Raw genomic sequence first — 21,113 nt, 5'->3', positions numbered from 1 at the left:
TCCTCATCGACTATCGGAGGTCGGCCTCGTCGGCGCGCACAGCCCACACCGCGAAGCGTTCCCCGGATTCCCGGTTCTTGACGAAGTTGCGGACGACGCGATCGATGTAGTCACCGAGCTCGACGCTGGTCACCTTGTGCTGACGCAACTTCCGGCCGAACGCGCTGTCCAGGCCGAGGCTGCCACCGAGATGAACCTGGAAACCCTCCACCTGATTCCCGGTGCCGTCGTCGACGAGCTGGCCCTTGAAGCCGATGTCGGCGATCTGGGACCGGCCGCACGAGTTCGGGCACCCGTTGATGTTGATGGTGATCGGCACGTCGAGTTCGGCGTTGATGTCGGCCAGGCGCTGCTCGAGTTCGGGTGCGAGCACCTGCGAACGCTTGCGGGTCTCGACGAAGGACAGCTTGCAGAACTCGATGCCGCTGCAGGCGAGGAGGTTTCGACGCCAGACCGAGGGGCGGGCCTGCAGGCCGAGCGGTTCGAGTTCGTCGATCAGCGCGTCGACCTGGTCGTCGGGGATGTCGAGGACGATCAGCTTCTGGTACGGGGTGAAGCGGATGCGATCCGAGCCGTACTTCTCGGCGGCGTCGGCGACCTTGCTCAGGATGGTGCCCGAGACGCGACCGGCGATGGGGGAGAAGCCGACGGAGTTCAGGCCGTTGCGCAGCTTCTGGACACCGACGTGGTCGATGGGCTTGGCCGGCTGCACGGGTGCCGGACCGTCGATGAGCTTGCGCTTCAGGTACTCGTCCTCGAGTACCTGACGGAACTTCTCGATGCCCCAGTCCTTGATCAGGAACTTCAGGCGGGCCTTGGTGCGCAGGCGGCGGTAGCCGTAGTCGCGGTAGAGCGAGACGACCGCTTCCCACACGTCGGGGACCTCTTCGAGGGGCACGAAAGCGCCGACGCGCTGCGCCAGCATCGGGTTGGTGGACAGACCGCCGCCGACCCAGAGATCGAGGCCGGGGCCGTGCTCGGGGTGGTTCACGCCGACGAAGGCGATGTCGTTGATCTCGTGCACCACGTCCTGCTGGCCCGAGATCGCGGTCTTGAACTTGCGGGGAAGGTTCGAGTACTCCTTCTTCCCGATGTAGCGCTTGACGATCTCGTCGATCGCCCAGGTGGGGTCGATGATCTCGTCGAGCGACTCGCCCGCGAGCGGCGAACCGAGGACCACGCGCGGGCAGTCGCCGCACGCCTCGGTGGTGTGCAGACCGACCGACTCGAGCCGGCGCCAGATCTCCGGGACGTTCTCGACCTCGATCCAGTGGTACTGGACGTTCTCGCGGTCGGACAGGTCGGCGGTGTCGCGGCCGAACTCGGTGGAGATCTGGCCGACCGTGCGCAGCTGGGCAGCGGAAAGCGCACCGCCGTCGCACCGCACCCGCATCATGAAGTACTTGGCTTCGAGCAGGTCGATGTTGTCGTCGTCGGTGAAGGTGCCGTCGTAGCCCTCTTCACGCTGGGTGTAGAGACCCCACCAGCGGAAACGGCCACGCAGGTCGGCTTTGTCGATCGAGTCGAAGCCGCCTTTGGCGTAGATGTTCTCGATGCGCGAACGCACGTTGAGCGGATTATCGTCCTTCTTGGACTGCTCGTTCGGGTTCAGCGGCTCGCGGTAGCCGAGGGCCCACTGGCCTTCGGACCGGCGGCGGACCGGCTTGCCGGTGCGGGCGCGCGGTGCGACCGGGGCATCGGTGCTCGGGCGGGCCGGGCGCTGGGCAGCTGAACGCTCAGTGCGGGCCTGCGCCGTCGACTGTTCGGTCGAACCGGCGTCGGTGCTCGACGTCATGGGTGGTCGCTCCTGCGGGGGTGTTGGGACATCCGTGCTGAAGGCGCGAGGGGCTGGCTCGCGTCAGGGGAGTCAGCGGGCCGATGAAAGTCGAAGGCACCGGGGGATACCCGGGCGTGGACGCCGCTGCGCTACCGGTGGAAACCGGGCCGACAACAGGCGCTGCAGACACGCTGGAAGTCGACGTGGCGACGGGCCACGAGTCGTACTCCAGTTGCGTGCATGTGGCTATTGTGCCACGTCAGCCTGGTCGTTCCGACCGCAAGGAGATATTTCCCGCACTTTTGGGGGAAATTCCCTGGACGGCCGTCCTGTTCTGTGACGGGGGTCATAGGCCGCCGCCCGGAACCGGGCTGTGATACCCCGCGCGGGCATGTGTGCGGTGCCGCACAGCGCGGTTGACCTGGATCGCACTCGAGGTTGCACAGTAGTGCCATGAGCAATGACGCCACCGCCGCCGGTCAGACCCCCGCCGATCTCGGCACCGACCTCGCGGCCATCCGCGCCGTCGTCGACACCATCGCGCACGCCCAGGCCAACGAACTGGCCGAGGAGTTCGTCGCCGTCTTCCGGGAGGACGCGATCTGGACCACCGGTCACGGCAAGCGGCTGTTCGGGCGCCCGGCCATCGCCGAGTTCACGGCGCAGGTGCTGCCAGGGGCCACGACGCACGGCACCGCGACCTACGAGATCGAGCACGTGCTGTTCCTGCGGCCCGATGTCGCCGCCGTCAAGATCCGCCAGAGCTACTTCACCCTCGACGGCGAGTTGTCCGGGCAGGGCACGCCGATGTACGTGATGACCAAGGAAGACGGCGCCTGGGTGCTCACCGCCAACCAGAACACGCCCGTCGTGACGGACTGACGTGCGAGGGGCCGGGCGGAGCGCGCTACCAGGGCCCGGCAGACTGGAGGGGTGACTACCAGCGCTGCTTCCGGGGTTCCCGGCGTGACACCGGCCGATGCCGATCGACCGGTGCTGCGCGATTTCGGGAGCGGCGCGTTCGGGGTGTACGTGCACGTGCCCTTCTGCGCCACGCGCTGCGGGTACTGCGACTTCAACACCTATACGGCGGGGGAGCTGGGTACTTCGGCGTCGCCGCAGTCGTGGCTGGAGGCGTTGCGCGGCGAGCTCGCGACCGCCGCGGCCGAGTTCGGTGCCCTGCCGAGCGCGACGCCCGCGGTGTCGACGATCTTCGTCGGCGGCGGGACACCGTCGCTGCTCGGTGGTGACGGGCTGGCGTCGGTTCTCGATGCCGTGCGGGCGAACTTCACCCTGGCCGCCGACGCCGAGGTGACCACCGAATCCAACCCGGAATCCACCTCGCCCGAGTTCTTCGAGCGGCTCCGCGTGGCGGGCTACACCCGGATCTCGCTCGGCATGCAGTCCGCCGCACAGCACGTGCTGAAGGTGCTCGATCGCACGCATACGCCGGGCCGCGCGGTCGCCGCGGCGAAAGAGGCGCGCGCGGCCGGGTTCGACCACGTGAACCTCGATCTGATCTACGGCACCCCGGGCGAGACCGATGCCGATCTGGATCTGAGTCTGGACGCGGTGCTGGCCGCCGGTGTCGATCATGTCTCCGCCTACTCCCTGATCGTCGAGGACGGAACCGCGCTGGCACGCAAGGTCCGCCGTGGTGAACTGCCCGCACCCGACGACGATGTCCTCGCCGCCCGCTACGAACGCATCGATGCCCGCCTCGCCGACGCCGGTCTGACGTGGTACGAGGTCTCCAATTGGGCCGCGAGCGATGCCGCCCGCTGTCAGCACAACCTGGGCTACTGGGACGGTGGCGACTGGCTCGGCGCCGGCCCGGGCGCGCACAGCCATGTCGGCGGCGTTCGCTGGTGGAACGTCAAGCACCCCGCCCGCTACGCCGACCGTGTCGCCCTGGGCGGTCTCCCCGCCGCGGGCTGGGAGGCCCTCACCGACGACGAGCGCTACACCGAACACCTCATGCTCACCGTCCGCCTCCGGACCGGCTTGCCTCTCGCGGATCTAGCCCCCTCGGCAAGCACGGCTCTCGACCGCATTCTGGCCGACGGCCTGGCCCACGTCACCGGCGACAATCTGGTCCTCACCGACCGTGGCCGCCTCCTCGCCGACGGCATCGTCCGCGACCTCCTCATCTGACCGCGCGAGGGGGCGCGGGAGCCGTTCTCGGCTGATCGACGGGCTGCTGAACCAGTCGAAGAATCGCGCGAGTGGTGATGTCATCGTGATCTGAATTTCGAGATTTCTCAGGCTTGGGATCGCATCCAAAGATTGCCCGGTCATCCTGGTGTAATCCACCAATGCACACCTGGCGAGAGGCCTCGAACAGCGGGGTGCTCTAAGGGTATGTTCGGTGGGTTCGGGGTGGAAGATAACGATTAGGGGCGTAGGCTTCGGCTCGATCCTAGGGAGTTATATGTCCACCGAACGGCACATCACCCTCGTCCACGAGCAGAGCGAATTCGCTGAAGCGCGCTCCGCGGAGAAGGCGGAGAACGCTCGTCAATGCGCGGTCGCCGCGCGGACGGTCGCTTCGCACTCGAACGACGCCGAAGATTGCACGTCGCTGCTGGCGATGTTGGGTCTCGACGCCCTCGCGGGCAAGCAGGTCGGCGCCCCCGACTCCGCCGCTCGCTGCGGCGCTGCTGCCCGAGTCTGATCCGGCACCGGCCGCCCGAATCGGGCGGCCACTGCCGACGCTTTCGCCGACGCGCTGACATCGCCGTCAGCCCCGAGTCGCCGTTGAGCGTTGCTCGACCGGCGAGAAGTCATCGCCACCACCGATCACCCCACCGGCTATCGCCGGTCGTGGCGCACCGAGTAGTTCCGCGGTGTTCGCGAGCGTGATCAAGTACTCCGGCAGTCCGCGCACGGCGTCGACGCCCGGCGCGGGCGCCGTCGGCGGTCCTCCTCCGCAATGGAAGTAGCGATCGACCGACCTGGTTGTGGCGTGCCCCGACGGCGGGTTGACGCCGATAGCCGGGCCTGTCGATCCGGGAACGCTGTGCCCGATACCCGGCCTCGACACATCGTGCTGGCCGGGCGGTCGATACCGCGGTGCCCTACCCCATGTCCGGTCATCGCCTCCGCTCGTGCTGACGCTCGGACCCATACGCCCAGCCGCTGAGCCTGCAGCGGGAACACGGCCCGCCGAAACCACCCCGGGGTCGACAGCCGCCGCGGAAGTCCCCGCGGGCGCTGTGAGCAACCCTGCGCCGACAGGTGCCGTCAACGTAGCCGCACCGCTCGGCGGTGCCGCGCCAGTGACACCCGACGACGCCGAGGTCACCGTCGTAGCGTTGCCTGGGCGTGCCGATCGGTCATCGGATTCCACCGATCTGCCGTCGACCAGTTCGTGACCGTCGATCGGCATTCCTGTGCCGCGCCCATCACTCCTCACCTTCTCCGAGTGGCCGATCGCCACCTGCTGGGCCGAACTCTCCCCGGACGCGGCGGACAAGTTCTGCCCGCCAACTGCGGAAACCTCGACCGGCGACAGCTTGTGCCGCTCGCCTCGCGATTGCCCCACGGTGCCGATCAGTAATTGCCGATCGCTCAGCTCGCCGGAGTCGAACGACCGAAGTGGCATGGGCAGCACCGGAATGCGAGCGACCAACTCCGCGATCGGCAACACGTATCGCTGCCGCATCGCCGCCCGCGCATCCTCCTCCGCGGCCGAAGCCGCACCGTGCGCCGATGCTGAGCCCATGACGTGTACCGCCCCACTTGCCGACCACGCCGCGTTGCCGATCTCCTCGGCAACGGGTGACCCGACCGCGTACTTGGTCGCCACGATCGCCTCGGCAGCCGCTCGAACCACGTCCGGCAAATCCTCCAGCGCGACAGTCAGATCGTGCGCTCGGGCGACATAGTCGTCGACCGCGGATCCGGCCGCGGCGGCACCCACGCCCGACCAAGCCGACGCCAGCGACCCATCCACTGCGTGCCGGAATGCGCGTAGACCCTCGTCCCACCACCGCGCGATCTGCTCGAACCTGTCCGCTTGCGCCAACGCGTCGGTCACCTCGAGTGCCCCGAATGCCGCGACGATCTCCCGATGTCGCCAACAATGCGTGTTCTCCCCGCCGCCGGGAACACCCGATTTCGTGACGTCGCTCGAATAGTCCGGATATGTGTTCTCGCCGCGAATACCGCTCGGCTCGGGGCCTGTCACGCTGACACCGAAGAAATATGTTGTCCCGCAGAGGGTTCCGGCATCCGAAGTCGATCAGCCCACGCTTCGTCAGCAACCACCATCAGATCGCGCGCAGCCCGGAAAGATTGCCGAATATCGGCCACGATCTGTGAATGCGCGTCCAATACGGCAGTGACGCTGTTCTCGTTCGCCGCCGCGAGGGAACGCAATCGCGCGACCAATGTGCGACCGGATACCAACCGCGCTTCTCCCTCGCCGAGCCCCCAGCGCTCCTGATCGCCGATTTCCACGGCAAGTGCCCGTATCCGCGCGATCGCGCGGAGAAATTCCACGCACGCACCGTCGATCCGGGCGAACTCCGCCGGCCGCACCGCGACCGCGCTCGAACCGACTTGCCCCGCTTCGCCGACCCCACCCGGATACACCACAGTTCCCTCCCCGTGCACTCTGTAGTCAGCTGAAAACAGCTGGTAGGCCCCCTGATTCAGTCCGAAATCTACGCCCGCTGCCCGAGCCCGGCAACCCGCGAAACCGCAACTGTGGATAACTCGGGTCTGTGGATAACCCTGGCGTGGGGCTCGACCGAGCCGACAAACCGAACACCGCCCCCGACGCCGGATATCCCCGCATGACGGTTCGATGCCGGACCGCCGTGCGATCCAGGGATCGGCAACAAGACAATTAGACTGGACAACAAGACGCTGCGAGCGTCGGCGTGCGACCCTGTGCGAACGCAGCACGGGTAGGCGTGACGTACCAGGCACGAGCGAGGAAGGTGGGGTCGATGGCGTCGAGTACCGAGGATCGACGTTTCGAGGTCCTGCGAGCGATCGTCGCGGACTACGTCGCCACCAAGGAACCGATCGGCTCCAAGTCCCTCGTGGAACGGCATCACCTCGGCGTTTCCAGCGCCACCATCCGCAACGACATGGCGGTGCTGGAGGCCGAGGGCTACATCACGCAGCCGCACACGAGCTCGGGCCGCATCCCCACCGACAAGGGCTATCGCGAGTTCGTCGACCGGATCGCCGAGGTGAAACCCCTCTCGGGCGCCGAACGCCGGGCGATCATGGAATTCCTCGAATCCGGGGTCGACCTCGACGACGTTCTGCGCCGCGGCGTGCGCCTGCTGGCCCAGCTCACCCGCCAGGTCGCTGTGGTGCAGTACCCCACCGTCTCGGCCTCGATCGTGCGCCACATCGAGGTCGTCGCGCTCAACCCGGCCCGGCTGTTACTCGTGGTGATCACCGACACCGGCCGCGTCGACCAGCGCATCGTCGACCTGGGCGCGGTGATCTCCGACGAGGACCTGGCCGCCGTGCGCGGCCTGCTCGGCGGGGCTATGGACGGCAAGCTGCTGTCGGTGGCGAGTGCGTCGGTAGCCGGTGTGCCCGAACGCGCACCGGCCAAGATCCGCGACGTGCTGGTCCGGGTCTCGACCGTCCTGGTGGAGACGCTGGTCGAGCACCCCGAAGAACGCCTGGTCCTCGGCGGCACGGCCAATCTCACCCGCAATGTCGCCGATTTCGGCTTCCCCGGCTCCCTGCGCACCGTGCTGGAAGCCCTGGAAGAACAGGTCATCGTGCTCAAATTGCTCGCCGCCGCCCAGCAGCCGGGCCAGGTGATGGTGCAGATCGGCGAGGAGACCCAGGTCGAGCAGATGCGCGGCACCTCCGTCGTCTCCACCGGTTACGGTGCGGCGGGCGCCGTGCTGGGCGGTATGGGTGTGCTCGGCCCGACCCGCATGGACTACCCCGGCACCATGGCATCCGTCGCGACGGTCGCCCGCTACATCGGCGAGGTGCTCGCCGAAAGGTGAAGCCAGCTCGGGATCCACGACAACCGGACTGTTAAGGTCGATACTTCGGCCGGTAAAGTTGAGTGGATTCGACTAAAGGATGCGCCCGGCGCTCGGCCGGCCCACACCGACCAAGGACTAGAGAACTCACGTGGCACGGGATTACTACGGACTGCTCGGCGTCGGCAAGAACGCCACCGACCAGGAGCTCAAGCGCGCTTACCGCAAGCTGGCCCGCGAACTGCACCCCGATGTGAACCCGGACGAGGGCGCGCAGGCCCGCTTCAAGGACGTCTCCACCGCCTACGAGGTGCTGACCGACCCCGAGAAGCGCCGGATCGTCGACCTCGGCGGTGACCCGCTCGAAAACGGCGGCGGCGGAGCAGGATTCAACGGTGCGGGCTTCGGCGGCCTCGGCGACGTCTTCGAGGCGTTCTTCGGCGGGATGAGCGGCCAGGGCGGTGGCCAGCGTAAGCCGCGCGGCCGCGTGCAGCCCGGCGCCGACTCGCTGATCCGCACTCGGCTGAGCCTGGCCGAATGCGCGGTCGGCGTCACCAAGCATCTGACCGTCGACACCGCGATCCTCTGCGATGTCTGCGTGGGCTCTGGCACCAACGGCAACTCCAAGCCGGTGCGCTGTGAGACCTGCGACGGCGCGGGCGAGGTGCAGTCGGTGCAGCGCTCGTTCCTCGGCCAGGTGCTCACCTCGCGGCCCTGCCCCACCTGTCGTGGCGCGGGCGAGACCATCCCCGACCCCTGCAACAAGTGCGGTGGCGACGGTCGTGTGCGCGCCCGTCGCGAGATCGCGGCGCCCATCCCGGCCGGTGTCGCCAGCGGCATGCGGGTTCGCCTCGCGGCGCAGGGCGAGGTGGGCCCCGGCGGCGGCCATGCCGGTGACCTCTACGTCGAGGTGGTCGAGCAGCCGCACGACACCTTCGTGCGCGACGGCGACGACCTGCACTGCACCGTCCGGGTGCCGATGGTCGACGCGATCCTCGGGACCACCGTGGTCGTCGACACCATCCTCGACGGCCCCACCGAACTCACCATCGCGGCGGGCACTCAGCCCGGCGAGGTCATCCAGCTGCGGGCGCACGGCATGCCGCGCCTGCGTTCGGGTGCGCGCGGCGACCTGCTCGCCCACCTCGACATCGTCGTGCCGAACAAGCTCGACGGCAGGCAGACCGATCTGTTGCGCAAGTTCAAGGGCATGCGGGACAAGGATCGCGCCGAGGTGATGTCGACCCAGTCCGAGCACAACAGCGGTCTGTTCGCCCGGCTGCGCGCGTCGTTCAGCGGGCGCTGAGCCCGTGGCCGCAACGGTCTTCTACCTCGACGAGGTCCCCGAGCCGGGCGCTGTCGCGGTGCTGGACGGCCCCGAAGGCCGCCATGCCGCGACCGTGCGCCGGATCAAGGTCGGCGAACCGATCACCCTGTCCGATGGGCACGGTGTGCTGGCCGACTCGGAAGTCGTTGCGGCCCAGAAGGACCGGCTCGAACTGGCGGTCCGTGACCGTCGGATCGCCGCGCCGCCCACTCCGGCGGTGACCGTGGTGCAGGCACTGCCCAAGTCGGATCGCTCCGAGCTGGCCGTGGAATTGATGACCGAGGCCGGCGCGGACCTGATCGTCCCGTGGCAGGCCGCGCGCTGCGTCGCGAACTGGGAAGCCAAGGCCGCCAAGGGCATCGAGAAGTGGCGTGCGGCGGCGAAGTCCGCGGCCCGCCAATCCCGTCGCGCCTACATTCCCGAGATCGCCGCCCTGCACCGCACCCGCGACCTGGTGGAACTGGTGCGAAAAGCCAAGGCGGACGGCGCGATCGTCGCGGCCCTGCACGAATCCGGCGCGGGTAGATTCACCGAACTGCCGTTGGCCCAGGCGAGCGAAGTGGTGCTGATCGTCGGCCCCGAAGGCGGCCTCGACGACGCCGAGCTGGCCGCGCTCGCGGAGGCGGGAGCCGACATCGTGCTCCTCGGCCCGACCGTGCTGCGTACCTCCACCGCGGCGGCCGTCGCGCTCGGCGCGCTGGGGGCGTTGACCTCGCGCTGGTGAGGCAGGAGTGGACCGTCCGGAACCGGGTATTTCAAAGGGATGCGAACGGCATACCACGGGCGCATTTTTATCCACTGTGCGGTGTCAGTGCTCGGCGGTAAACTGATCTCATCGAACACCAGGTCGAAACCGGAAGCAGGCTGTAGCCACTTTTGAAGAACTCAGGCGAGATCGGCAACCCCACCAACCCCGTATCAGACATCGGCGCAGGCGGTAACAATGCTGGTCCCGCCGCGCGGACCGTGCGTTCCAGCATCGAGCTCGCCCCGGAGTCGGTTTTCGGTTTCCTCGGCTCGGCCGACCAGAACCTGCGGCAGCTGGAGAAACTTCTCCCGGCCGACATCCATGTCCGCGGCAACACCGTCACCATCACCGGTAAGGCAGGCGATGTGGCGCTGGCCGAGCGGGTCATCGAGCAGCTCGTGGCACTGACCGGCCGCAACCGGGTGATCACGCCCGAGGCGGTTCGCCACACCATCTCGATGCTCACCGACGAGGGCGTGTCCGAATCGCCCGCCGAGGTGCTGAGCCTGGATATCCTGTCGCGGCGCGGCAAGATCATCCGCCCCAAGACGCTGAACCAGAAGCGCTATGTCGACGCGATCGATGACAACACGATCGTGTTCGGCATCGGCCCCGCGGGCACCGGTAAGACCTACCTGGCCATGGCCAAGGCGGTGCAGGCCCTGCAGTCCAAGCAGGTCACCCGCATCATCCTGACCAGGCCCGCGGTCGAGGCGGGTGAACGGCTCGGCTTCCTGCCCGGCACCCTCAACGACAAGATCGACCCGTACCTGCGCCCGCTCTACGACGCCCTGCACGACATGATGGACCCCGAAGCCATTCCGAAGCTGATGGCCTCCGGTGTCATCGAGGTCGCGCCGCTGGCGTACATGCGTGGTCGCAGCCTCAACGATTCGTTCATCATTCTCGACGAGGCGCAGAACACCACGGCCGAGCAGATGAAGATGTTCCTCACCCGCCTCGGCTTCGGTTCGCGGATGGTGGTCACCGGCGACATCTCGCAGGTCGACCTGCCCAACGGTCAGCGCTCGGGCCTGCGTGCGGCCGCGGAGATCCTCACCGATATCGACGACATCCACTTCTCGGAGCTCACCAGCGCCGACGTGGTCCGTCACCGGCTGGTCTCCGACATCGTCGACGCCTACGACCGCTTCGAATCCGAGACCCGCGCGGTGCCGGGCCCGCACTACCCGGGCAATCGCGCCCAGCGCAGGGCCGCGGGTCGCAGCGACCGGCGCTGAGGTGCGCCACGCTGGCCCGATGCCGCTCCCGGCGGCGTCGGGCCAGCACCGTACCCTGAACAGGTGAGCATCGAGATCGCCAACGAATCGGGCATGGACGTTCCCGAAGAAGACCTGGTCAGCGTCGCGCGTTTCGTGATCGGCCGGATGGACGTCCATCCTGCCGCCGAACTGTCGATGGTGCTCGTCGATCTCGACACCATGGCCGACCTGCACGTGCGCTGGATGGACCTGCCAGGCCCCACCGACGTGATGTCGTTCCCGATGGACGAACTCGAGCCCGGCGGTCGTCCCGACAGCCCGGAGCCCGGCCCGTCGATGCTCGGTGACATCGTGCTGTGCCCGGAGTTCGCGATGGGTCAGGCGCAGAAGGCAGACCATTCGCTCGATCACGAGCTGGCCCTGCTCACCGTGCACGGCGTGCTCCACCTGCTCGGCTACGACCATGCCGAGCCGGAGGAGGAGAAGGAGATGTTCGCGCTGCAGGCCCAGCTGCTCGAGGAGTGGTACGTGAGCTTGCGCGAGGAGCAGCGCCGCGCCGAGCTGGCCGAGCGTGACGACCGTCTACTCGGCAAGGCAGGTTTCACCGCACCCGGTGAAGGCCCCGCGTGACAGCACTGACCCTGATCCCGCTGGCAATCGTGTTGATCGGTATCGGCGGGGTGTTCGCGGGCGTGGACTCGGCACTGAACACGGTGTCACGGGCCAGGCTCGACGACATGGTCCGCGAGGAGCGCCCCGGCGCCGCGCGACTGCGCAAGATCGTCGACGACCGTCCGCGCTATGTGAATCTCGTTGTACTGCTGCGTATCCTGTGCGAGATCACTGCCACGGTGCTGCTGGCGGCGGCGACGCTGGACCTGTGGAACGAGAGCACGGCGCTGCTGGTCACCGCCGCGCTGATGGTTGTTGTCTCCTATGTCGTGATCGGCGTCGGTCCGCGTACCCTCGGCCGTCAGCACGCCTACTCGATCGCGTTGGCCGCCGCCGTGCCGCTGCAGATCATCGGCGCGGTGCTCAGCCCGGTCAGCCGCCTGCTGATTCTGCTCGGCAACGCGATCACCCCCGGTAAGGGCTTTCGCAACGGCCCCTTCGCTTCCGAGATCGAGCTGCGCGAGGTGGTCGACATGGCCCGCGAGCGCGGCGTGGTGGCCGACGATGAACGCCGGATGATCCAGTCGGTCTTCGAGCTCGGCGACACTCCGGCTCGCGCGGTGATGGTGCCGCGCACCGAGATGGTGTGGATCGAGGACGACAAGACCGCCGCCCAGGCGATGTCGCTGGCGGTGCGATCGGGCCATTCCCGGATTCCGGTGATCGGCGAGAACGTCGACGACATCCGCGGCGTGGTCTACCTGAAAGACCTTGTGCCCTACGCCGATCGCGCTCGCAAGGTGTCGGTGGGCGATGTCATGCGGCCCGCGAACTTCGTCCCCGATTCCAAGCCGCTCGACGAACTGCTCGACGAGATGCAGCGCCGCCGCAATCACATGGCGCTGCTGGTCGACGAGTACGGCGGTATCGCGGGCCTGGTGACCATCGAGGACGTGCTCGAGGAGATCGTCGGTGAGATCGCCGACGAATACGACACCGACGAAACCCCGCCTGTGGAGGACCTCGGCGACGGGCGCTACCGCGTCTCGTCGCGGCTGTCGGTGGAAGACCTGGGGGAGCTGTACGGCCTCGACATCGAGGACGACGACGTGGACACGGTGGGCGGGCTGCTCGCTCACGAGCTGGGCCGCGTGCCGCTGCCCGGCTCCAAGGTGACCGTCTACGGGCTGGTGCTGCGCGGCGAGGGTGGCGCCGACGCGCGCGGGCGCATGCGAGTCAACACCGTGCTGGTGCGCCGGGCCGCGGACAAGGCCGACAAGGCGGAGAAGAAGACCGACAAGCCCCGCAAGGGCACGACCGACGAGGCAACCGCCGACACCGACACGGTGCGCGTGCCCGACGACAACGGAGAGCACCATGAGTGAACTGAACGCAGAGGACAACAAACTGCTGGTACTGGCGCGTGGCGCGCTGGGCCGCACCGGGGGTGCGAGCGGCGCCGCGGTGCGCGATACCGATGGCCGCACCTACGCCGCGGGCGAGGTCGGGCTGACCGCACTGCGCCTGACCGCGTTGCAGGCCGCCGTGGCCGCCGCGATCTCGAGCGGCGCCGAGGGGTTCGAGGCGGCGGTCGTCGTCGGGGGTGACGCCGAGGACGCGGGCATCGACGCCGTGCGCGAGGTCTCGCCGTCGGCTTCGGTGATCCGCACCGACCGCACCGGCGCCGTGCTGAGCGAGGTGCACGGTGGCTGACTCCGGCAAGGAATTCCGTTCCGGCTTCGTCTGTTTCGTCGGCCGCCCCAACACCGGTAAGTCGACGCTCACCAACGCCCTGGTCGGCACCAAGATCGCGATCACCTCCTCGCGCCCGCAGACCACCCGCCACACCATCCGCGGCATCGTGCACCGCGAGAACGCCCAGCTGATCCTGGTCGACACCCCCGGCCTGCACCGTCCGCGCACCCTGCTCGGCCAGCGTCTCAACGACCTGGTCCGCGACACCTATTCCGAGGTCGACCTGATCGCGTTGTGCATCCCGGCCGACGAGAAGATCGGCCCCGGTGACCGCTGGATCGTCGAGCAGATCAGGATGATGGCGCCCAAGACCAAGATCCTCGGCGTGGTCACCAAGATCGACAAGGTGGGTCGCGACGAGATCGCGCACCAGCTGATGGCGCTGTCGAAGCTGCTCGGCCCCGAAGCCGAGGTCGTTCCGGTCTCGGCCGTGAAGGGCGAACAGGTCGAGGTGCTCGTCGACGTGATCGCCTCGCAGATGCAAGAGGGTCCGGCGTTCTATCCCGACGGGGAGATCACCGACGAGCCGGAGGAAACCCTCATGGCCGAGCTGATCCGCGAGGCCGCTCTGGAAGGCGTGCGCGACGAACTACCGCACTCGCTGGCCGTGGTGATCGAGGACATCGAGCCGTACGAGGCGAACGAGGACATGCTCGAAGTGCATGCCCTGCTGTACGTCGAACGGCCGAGTCAGAAGGCGATCATCATCGGTAAGAACGGTGCCCGCCTCAAGGAGGTCGGCACCAATGCCCGCAAGCAGATCGAGCACATTCTGGGCACCCGCATCTACCTGAACCTGCACGTGAAGGTCGCCAAGGATTGGCAGCGCGATCCGAAACAGCTGGGGAAGCTGGGCTTTTGACCGTTTGACTGTCGGCGGTTCGGGGTATCGTTCGGCGAACACGCCGGTTCGTTCGGCGTGTGTCGCTGATCGTCCGGGGAGGCCGTGGAAGTGCCCGATGCCAATGATGTCGGCAAGCTGCTGGAGCTGCTGCGGGCGCTCGAGATTCCCGACGCCCGCCCGCGCGTGCTGCGCACATTGGTTCACGGGCGGCGCGCGCTGCCGCGGCCGATCATCGAAGTCGTCGGCGTTGCCGGGCACACCGCGCTGGTCGGCGAAATCTACAGTTGGCTCAGCGAATCCGGGGGCAGGCGGGCGACGCCGCGCGTCAAGATCGACCTGCACGCGCCCGACCTGCCGCGCACGCTGCTCACCCCCGACCTCAACGCGATCGACGCGGGTCCGCACGCCAATGACCAGGAGATCCCCGGCCACTGCCTGCCGATCGTCCAGCAGCTGGTGGCGGGTTTCGCCGCCGACGACACCGCGATGGGCGCGATCAAGTTCCCGCGCTACCGCACCGCCGACTGGCTGACCCGCCAGCGGGTGACTTCCGACGAATCCGAGGCACCCGACGAGCTGCGTCGCAGACTGCCCAAACTGCTGCGTAGCGGCTCACCGACGAGCCGTTCCGACACCGCCGAAGGTGTTGCGGGCGACACGATTTCGCGAGTGGTCTTCGGTGTGCTGGCGCTGTGGCCGGTGCTGCGGTTGTGGCTGTGGGTGTCGGGGCGCATTCCCGGCATGTCGAAGGTGACGCGGTGGTTCCTGCATCAGCGCTACCTGGCGCCTGAATTGTCGGGCAGCTTCCTCGGTTTCGCGTCCCGGCTCACCGCGTCACATCGGGTCGACGAGAACGAGGAGCAGGTTGCCAAGCTCCTCGTGCACGCGTTTCTCGAGGACCTGCGCGACGCTTACCGGCGCCGGATCTGGCGACCGTCGAGCTGGCGGCGCACCGCGTATCCGGTGGCGTTGCTCGGTGGTCTGGCCGAGGGCAGCGACGGTGCGCGCATCCTCACCTGGATCAACGAAATCAGGAACGAGACCGGCCTTTTCGATCCGCTGGTCGTGGTGGCGCTGCGCGACGAAGGGCCCAGCCGTGAGGTCGGCGAGCTCTCGCACATCAGCGACCTCCGCCCGCTGCGCACCCTGGAAAGTCTCGCCGACGCGCCGACCCCGCAACCGCCCGATCCACTGCAGGAGTGGGTGCGCGAGATCGACAACCGGCGCACCCATCGTCAGGCCGACGCCTGGTTCCTCCCGTTGCGCGCGATCCTGCCGCCCGACACGACCCCGCGCGTCAGCGATGGCCGATTTCGCGGTCTCGCACTGCCGCCGGCGCCGCCGCTCGCCGCGCGCAGCTGGTTCGTCGGTCTGTGTGTGCTGATCCCGATCGTGCTGGCCGTGGCCGCGACCCTGGTCTACTTCCCACCGCTGCGTGGCGCCGAATGCTCGCACTGGCCGTGGACCGACGGTGTCTCGGTGAGTTTGCGCGACGGTGAATGCGTCGGCTACAGCGACAACCCCCGCCAGACCTTCGCCGATGACCCCGAGCTGTCGGCGATGCAGCGAGAAGTGTTCCGGCTCAATGTCGCCGCGGCCGACGCGCGCGCGAACAACCCGAACAGACCCTTGATCTCGCTGGTGTACTTCGCCGGCCTCAGCTACGTCGACACCAATGTGCGCTACCCGCACGCCCAGGTCGAGGAGCTGGCCGGACTGGCGGTGCAGCAGCGTCGCGCATTGCTGGCCTCCGATGAATCGGAACCGTTGCTGCGCATCATCATCGCCAACGGCGGCTCCGATATGCGCCAGGCCGGGTGGGTGGTCGACAATCCGCTGCGCGAGCTCGTGGCCGATGATCCCAGCGTGCTCGGGGTGGTGGGAATCGATCGCAGCAACGACGAAACCCGCAAGGCCATCACGCGTCTCGGTGAACTCGGGGTGCCCGCGGTGGCCACGACCCTGTCCGCCGATGGTCTGGAGCAGGCATCGCCGCTGTATTTCCAAGCGGCACCGAGCAATACCGTGCAGGCCCGTCTGGTCGCCGACTATGTGCAGGGTGCGCGTGACCTCAACGGCGCATCGCGCTACGACAAGGTGGCGATCTATCACCCCGAGGCCGCCGGTGATCTGTACGTGACCACCCTGGTGGAAGATCTGCAGAAGGAGCTCACCAAACGCGGTGTGGCCCAACAGAGTATGAGCTGGCGCGAACAGCAGCAGCTCTACCGTTTCCCCGCACCGTGCGAGACCGCCGGATTCGACCGTCGCACCCTGCTGTTCTTCGCGGGCCGCAACGACGACTTCCCGACCTTCGCCAAATCGGTGAGTCGCGGCTGCCTCAGCGGCGCGGGCCCGGCGATCCTCGGCAACGACGCGGTGACCAGGCTGATCACCGATCCGAAGGCCACCGCCGCGCTTCCCGCCAACCTCACCGTGCGCTATGTGTCCAAGGCCTCGCCGGTCATGCTCGGCGGCGCCGATTGTGTCGGCGGCATCGGCAAGCTCGGCGACCAGCCGGTGCCGTTCGAACACGAGCAGCTGTGTACCGAACTGGCGGGGTTGATCGGGGACCTCCGTGGCTATCCCGACCTCACCGACTACCGGCCCACCTGGGCGGGTGACCGTACCGGTCTGGCCTTCGACGTGAGCGGCCTGTTCGTTCAAGCGGTGCGCAACAGCCGTGGCGTGCTGGCCGACCTCCCGCCGAACCGAACCGCCATCGCGGTCCAGCTGCGCGAGTCCGACTATCGCGGCGTCACCGGCACTCTCGGTTTCTCGACCAGCCGTGTCGCCGACGGCTCGTCGATCGCGGTGCTGGTCACCACCGCGGTCGGCGGCGCGGGACCACAGCGCTGCCTGATGATGTTTCCCCGGCAGACCGGCCAGGACGGTTGTCCGTCGGGTACCAAGAGCGACCTCGAAGGGTGGACGGAACCGGGCCGATAGGAACGGTCACCACCACTGCGCGGGGCGGTGACGTTCCCAGTGCAGTTCCGATTCCAGCTGGGCCGCCAGCGAGATCAGCAGTGGTTCGCTGTCGGCGGTGCCCATCAGTTGCGCACCGATCGGCAGTCCGGCGTCGGCGAAGCCGGCGGGCACGTTCACGCTCGGCCAGCCGAGCACGTTCCACGGCCAGGTGTACGGGCACGCGGCGGTGATCAGATTGTTCGTCGCACCGAAGCCGATGCCATCGATCTCCTCCACCTGCGGGGGAGGGGTCGCGGTGGTCGGCGCCAGCACCAGGTCGTAGTCGTCGAAGAACGAGCCGATGCGCTTGTGCAGCAGGGGTTCCGCGAGACGCGCGGCGGTGAGTGCGGGTCCGCTGAGCACGCGTCCGATGCGCGCATTGGTGGTGGTCCTCGGGTCGACGACCGCGCCCGGCATATCCCGGTGCACCCGGCTGATCCCCGCCAGTGATCGTGGCAGGAAGGACGCGCCGATCATCAACCCGTAGTGCAGGTCTGTCACGGTGACGGTATGGCCGAGCGTGCGCAGGGTGGCGGCCAGCGCGTGCACGGCGGCCGCGATCTGCGGATCGAGCGCGGTGGTGGTCGCGGTGTACGGAATGCTCAGGGAGAGCGCGATTCTGAGCTTGCCGGGATCGCGCCCGACGGCCGCGCTCGCCTCGATGGGCGCGGGCTTGTGCCGGTCGCCCTCGTGCGGTCCGGCGGCGATGTCGAGCAGCAGCGCCGCGTCCCGCACAGTGCGCGCGAGCGGTCCGTTGACGGTGAGCCCGTTGAACGCCTCCGCCAGCGGCCAGGTGGAGATGCGCCCTCGCTGCGGCTTGATCCCGATCAGGTTGGTCCACGAGGCCGGGATACGCACCGACCCCGCGCCGTCGGAACCCAGCGCGGCGGGGACCAATCCGGCCGCGACCGCCGCCGCGGACCCGCCCGATGACCCACCCGGCGTGCGCGTGCGATCCCACGGATTGCGGGTGTGGCCGAACGCGTCACCGCTGGTGAAGGGCAGCTGTCCCAGCTCGCAGGTATTGGCCTTGCCGACGATCACCGCACCCGCCGCGCGCAACCGGCGGACCGATTCGGCGTCGGCGGATTTCGGCGTGAACTCCCCACCACACCCGAAGGCGGTGACTTCGCCGCTGATGTCGGTGTCGTCCTTGACCGCGATCGGCACACCCAGCAGCGGCAGCCGCACACCCGCCGCCAACCGCGCGTCCGCCTCGGCCGCCTCCTTCAGCGCGGCGTCGCGACGGACGACCCGGAACGCGTTGAGCGACGGCTGCGACGCCTCGATCCGGTCGAGCGCGTCGGCGACGGCGACGACCGAGGAAATACTGCCGTCGGCCACGGCCGAGGACAGCTCGGTGAGGCCGAGATCGGCCGAGGAATTCGGCGCGATGTGGTCGGGCGCGGACATGTGAGCTCCGTCTCTGCAGGTGCGTGGCTCGACCGTAACGCGAACCTGGTCACCCGTCCACATCCCCTAGGGTGGGTATAGACATACATACGGTATGTATGTAACAGTGGACGTGCCCAGTATTCGACCAGGGGAGGACCCCATGGGAATCAGCTCAGCACTCGGCCCGGCACGCGAGATCGCCCTGTCATCCGGCCGCATCCGCTATCACGACACCGGCTCCGGATCGCCGGTCGTCTTCGTCCACGGACTGCTCGTCAACGCCGATATCTGGCGCGGGGTCGTGCCCGGTCTGGCCACCGCAGGCCACCGCTGCCTGACGCCCGACTGGCCGCTCGGATCCCACACCATCCCGATGCCCGACGCCGATCTCAGTCCCACCGGCATCGCGGACCTGATCGCCGAGTTCCTCGACGCGCTCGACCTCACCGATGTCACGATCGTCGCCAACGACACCGGTGGTGCGCTCACCCAGATCCTGATGACCCGCCGACCGGAACGGATCGGCCGCGTCGTCCTGGCCGCCGTCGACTGCTACGAAGTGTTCCCGCCGCAGCCTTTCGCGGGCTTGCTGAAGGTGGCGAAGATTCCCGGCGTGATCCGGCCGCTGCTGGCGCCGATGCGCTTCGGGTTCATGCAGCGCCTGCCACTCGGATTCGGGCTGGTCACCAAACATGCCCTGCCGCAAGAGATCGCGCAGTCCTACTTAGGGTCTGCCCGGCGCAACGCCGCCATCCGCGATGATCTGCGCCGCTTCGCCGCCGGTGTCGACAATCGATGCACCGTGGCCGCCGCCGAACGCTTCGGCACGGTCGATGTGCCGGTGCTGGTGGTCTGGTCGACCGAGGACAAACTGTTCCCGATGGCGCTGGCCGAACGGCTGGTCGCCGATCTCCCGCGGGCGAGCCTGCGCACCCTCGACAATTCCTACACTTTCATCCCCGAGGACCGGCCGGAGTTGCTCACCGAACTGATCGTGGAGTTCACTCGGCTGCATGCAGCGCCGTAGTCAGGAGGATCGCTCCCGGGTCACCCGAGCCGCGCTCGAGCAGGCAGGCCGTCGCCTGTTCGCCGAGCGCGGCTTCGCCGGTACGTCGGCCGAGCAGTTGGTGGCCGCCGCCGGTGTCACCCGCGGCGCCCTGCACCACCACTACGGCGACAAGCGCGGACTGTTCCTCGCGGTCCTCGAACAGGTCGAGACCGAGGCCACCGAGGAGATCGCGAGCGCTGTCGCCGCTGTCGACCGCGCCGACATCATCGGTGGCATGACCGCGGGGCTGGCGCGTTTTCTCGACATCTGCGCCCGCCCGGAAATGCTGCGCATCGTGTTGATGGACGCCCCGACCGTCCTCGGCTGGCCCGCTTTCCGCGAATTCGAAGCTCGCCACGGACTCGGCCTCATCACCGACGAACTGCAACGTGCCACCGACGCGGGCCTGATCCCGGTCGCCCCCGTTCCGGTACTCGCGCAACTCCTGCTCAGCGCCATCACCGAAGCCTCGCTCATCGTCGCCCACGCCGATGACCCCGACCGTGCTCGCATCGAAACCCAGCAATCGCTGCTGCTCCTCATCGCCGGTCTGCTCCAGTCCTGATCCGTGTCCGTGACCGCGGTGTCGGGCGCACATGGAAGACTGGGCGCGTGCGGTTGTATCGGGATGAGGCGGTAGTGGTTCGCCAGCACAAGCTGGGCGAGGCCGATCGCATCGTCACGCTCCTGACCAGGCAACACGGGCTCGTCCGGGCGGTGGCGAAGGGGGTGCGGCGCACCAAATCGAAGTTCGGGGCGCGGCTCGAGCCGTTCTCCTACATCGATGTGCAGTTGCACCCCGGGCACACGCTCGACATCGTCACCCAGGTCATCACCGTGGAGGCGTTCGCCGCCGACATCATCGACGACTACGGCCGCTACACCACCGCGTGCGCGATCCTCGAAACCGCCGAGCGTCTCGCGGGTGAAGAACGCGCACCCGCCCCGAAACTGCACGTACTCACCGCGGGTGCCCTGCGCGCGATCGCCGCCAAACAGCGACCCCACGAACTGATCCTGGACGCGTACCTGTTGCGCGCCATGGGTTTCGCCGGGTGGGCGCCCGCGCTCGACGAATGCGCCCGCTGCGCGACCCCCGGCCCGCACCGCGCCTTCCATGTGGCAGCGGGCGGCGCGGTCTGTGTGCACTGTCGTCCGCCGGGCGCGAGCACGCCCATCACCGGGGTGCTCGATCTGCTCGTCGCCCTGTTGAAGGGGGAGTGGGCCTACATCGACAGCGTTCCCGACAATGTCCGCCGCCAGGCCAGCGGTCTCGTCGCCGCCCACCTGCAGTGGCATCTGGAGCGCCAGTTGCGCACGTTGCCGCTGATCGAGCGATCCCGCATCGAACCCGCGGACCGGCCCGACGCCGCAGTCGTGGGCCGGGTCGGCTGAGCAAACGGCGCGAAGCCGGAGCCCGTGCAGCCCGTACCCGGCGATCAGGC

The 21,113-nt window shown here is 68.1% G+C and carries 19 protein-coding genes; 15 read left to right on the top strand and 4 right to left on the bottom strand.

The annotated features are described in order from the left end of the window. Positions 1-10 precede the first annotated feature (10 nt). Positions 11-1,795 carry a nitrite/sulfite reductase gene (locus ACWDXS_RS24485; protein ID WP_379311914.1) on the bottom strand — a complete coding sequence of 595 codons (1,785 nt, stop codon included), beginning with the start codon at positions 1,793-1,795 and terminating at the stop codon, positions 11-13. 435 nt (positions 1,796-2,230) lie between these two features. Here ACWDXS_RS24485 and ACWDXS_RS24480 point away from each other — a divergent pair, with 435 nt between their 5' ends. The 3 genes from ACWDXS_RS24480 (at position 2,231) to ACWDXS_RS24470 (ending at position 4,451) form a co-directional block, all read left to right on the top strand. Then, positions 2,231-2,659, top strand: coding sequence for an SgcJ/EcaC family oxidoreductase (locus ACWDXS_RS24480; RefSeq protein WP_449969015.1), 429 nt, complete (start codon positions 2,231-2,233; stop codon positions 2,657-2,659). An 84-nt stretch (positions 2,660-2,743) separates the two neighbouring features. Further along, complete coding sequence (gene hemW / locus ACWDXS_RS24475) at positions 2,744-3,931, top strand: radical SAM family heme chaperone HemW (protein ID WP_449969160.1); 1,188 nt, start codon at positions 2,744-2,746, stop codon at positions 3,929-3,931. 277 nt (positions 3,932-4,208) lie between these two features. Then, positions 4,209-4,451 carry a hypothetical protein gene (locus tag ACWDXS_RS24470; protein WP_067456243.1) on the top strand — a complete coding sequence of 81 codons (243 nt, stop codon included), beginning with the start codon at positions 4,209-4,211 and terminating at the stop codon, positions 4,449-4,451. Positions 4,452-4,517: 66 nt separating this feature from the next. On the opposite strand, the gene ACWDXS_RS24465 is transcribed toward ACWDXS_RS24470, so the two are convergent. Both ACWDXS_RS24465 and ACWDXS_RS24460 read right to left on the bottom strand, forming a co-directional pair. Further along, on the bottom strand, positions 4,518-5,966 hold the full coding sequence (locus tag ACWDXS_RS24465; protein WP_449969011.1) for a hypothetical protein: 1,449 nt from the start codon (positions 5,964-5,966) through the stop codon (positions 4,518-4,520). After that, a complete protein-coding gene (locus ACWDXS_RS24460) occupies positions 5,963-6,376 on the bottom strand; it encodes a hypothetical protein (RefSeq protein ID WP_378993856.1) in 414 nt (137 codons plus the stop codon). The genes ACWDXS_RS24465 and ACWDXS_RS24460 overlap by 4 nt, the downstream gene beginning before the upstream one ends. A gap of 356 nt (positions 6,377-6,732) precedes the next feature. Here ACWDXS_RS24460 and hrcA point away from each other — a divergent pair, with 356 nt between their 5' ends. The 9 genes from hrcA to ACWDXS_RS24415 all read left to right on the top strand — a co-directional run bounded on the left by hrcA (position 6,733) and on the right by ACWDXS_RS24415 (position 17,204). Then, on the top strand, positions 6,733-7,767 hold the full coding sequence (gene hrcA / locus ACWDXS_RS24455) for a heat-inducible transcriptional repressor HrcA (RefSeq protein WP_378637503.1): 1,035 nt from the start codon (positions 6,733-6,735) through the stop codon (positions 7,765-7,767). 130 nt (positions 7,768-7,897) lie between these two features. Next, the gene (gene dnaJ, locus ACWDXS_RS24450; RefSeq protein ID WP_378993858.1) at positions 7,898-9,052 is read left to right on the top strand and encodes a molecular chaperone DnaJ; all 1,155 of its coding nucleotides are present in this window, start codon (positions 7,898-7,900) and stop codon (positions 9,050-9,052) included. 4 nt (positions 9,053-9,056) lie between these two features. Then, entirely contained in the window at positions 9,057-9,797 is a 741-nt protein-coding gene (locus tag ACWDXS_RS24445; RefSeq protein WP_379313930.1) for a 16S rRNA (uracil(1498)-N(3))-methyltransferase, read from the top strand. Between the two features lie 200 nt (positions 9,798-9,997). Then, positions 9,998-11,062, top strand: coding sequence for a PhoH family protein (locus ACWDXS_RS24440; protein WP_378637749.1), 1,065 nt, complete (start codon positions 9,998-10,000; stop codon positions 11,060-11,062). A 63-nt stretch (positions 11,063-11,125) separates the two neighbouring features. After that, positions 11,126-11,674, top strand: a complete 549-nt coding sequence (gene ybeY / locus ACWDXS_RS24435) for an rRNA maturation RNase YbeY (protein ID WP_364410399.1) — start codon at positions 11,126-11,128, stop codon at positions 11,672-11,674. Further along, entirely contained in the window at positions 11,671-13,041 is a 1,371-nt protein-coding gene (locus tag ACWDXS_RS24430) for a hemolysin family protein (protein WP_379313931.1), read from the top strand. Before ybeY ends, ACWDXS_RS24430 begins: the two co-directional genes overlap by 4 nt. Beyond that, entirely contained in the window at positions 13,034-13,369 is a 336-nt protein-coding gene (locus ACWDXS_RS24425) for a cytidine/deoxycytidylate deaminase family protein (RefSeq protein WP_378993864.1), read from the top strand. Before ACWDXS_RS24430 ends, ACWDXS_RS24425 begins: the two co-directional genes overlap by 8 nt. Further along, entirely contained in the window at positions 13,362-14,273 is a 912-nt protein-coding gene (gene era, locus ACWDXS_RS24420) for a GTPase Era (protein WP_358112172.1), read from the top strand. Before ACWDXS_RS24425 ends, era begins: the two co-directional genes overlap by 8 nt. Positions 14,274-14,357: 84 nt before the next feature. After that, the gene (locus ACWDXS_RS24415) at positions 14,358-17,204 is read left to right on the top strand and encodes an ABC transporter substrate-binding protein (protein WP_449969002.1); all 2,847 of its coding nucleotides are present in this window, start codon (positions 14,358-14,360) and stop codon (positions 17,202-17,204) included. 6 nt (positions 17,205-17,210) lie between these two features. Here ACWDXS_RS24415 and ACWDXS_RS24410 read toward each other — a convergent pair whose 3' ends face one another. Next, entirely contained in the window at positions 17,211-18,638 is a 1,428-nt protein-coding gene (locus ACWDXS_RS24410) for an amidase (protein ID WP_449968999.1), read from the bottom strand. Positions 18,639-18,780: 142 nt separating this feature from the next. Here ACWDXS_RS24410 and ACWDXS_RS24405 point away from each other — a divergent pair, with 142 nt between their 5' ends. From ACWDXS_RS24405 to recO, 3 genes are read left to right on the top strand one after another with little or no spacing between them, the layout of a single operon-like run. After that, positions 18,781-19,647 carry an alpha/beta fold hydrolase gene (locus ACWDXS_RS24405; RefSeq protein ID WP_449968996.1) on the top strand — a complete coding sequence of 289 codons (867 nt, stop codon included), beginning with the start codon at positions 18,781-18,783 and terminating at the stop codon, positions 19,645-19,647. Then, positions 19,634-20,233, top strand: a complete 600-nt coding sequence (locus ACWDXS_RS24400; RefSeq protein WP_378993872.1) for a TetR/AcrR family transcriptional regulator — start codon at positions 19,634-19,636, stop codon at positions 20,231-20,233. Before ACWDXS_RS24405 ends, ACWDXS_RS24400 begins: the two co-directional genes overlap by 14 nt. A 47-nt stretch (positions 20,234-20,280) precedes the next feature. After that, positions 20,281-21,063 carry a DNA repair protein RecO gene (recO, locus tag ACWDXS_RS24395; RefSeq protein WP_449968993.1) on the top strand — a complete coding sequence of 261 codons (783 nt, stop codon included), beginning with the start codon at positions 20,281-20,283 and terminating at the stop codon, positions 21,061-21,063. The last annotated feature ends 50 nt before the right edge of the window (positions 21,064-21,113 follow it).

This window comes from Nocardia sp. NPDC003183 (genome assembly GCF_053590715.1).
The sequence above is the reverse complement of the archived record's forward strand: the minus strand, read 5'-3'. Positions and strand labels throughout refer to the sequence as shown.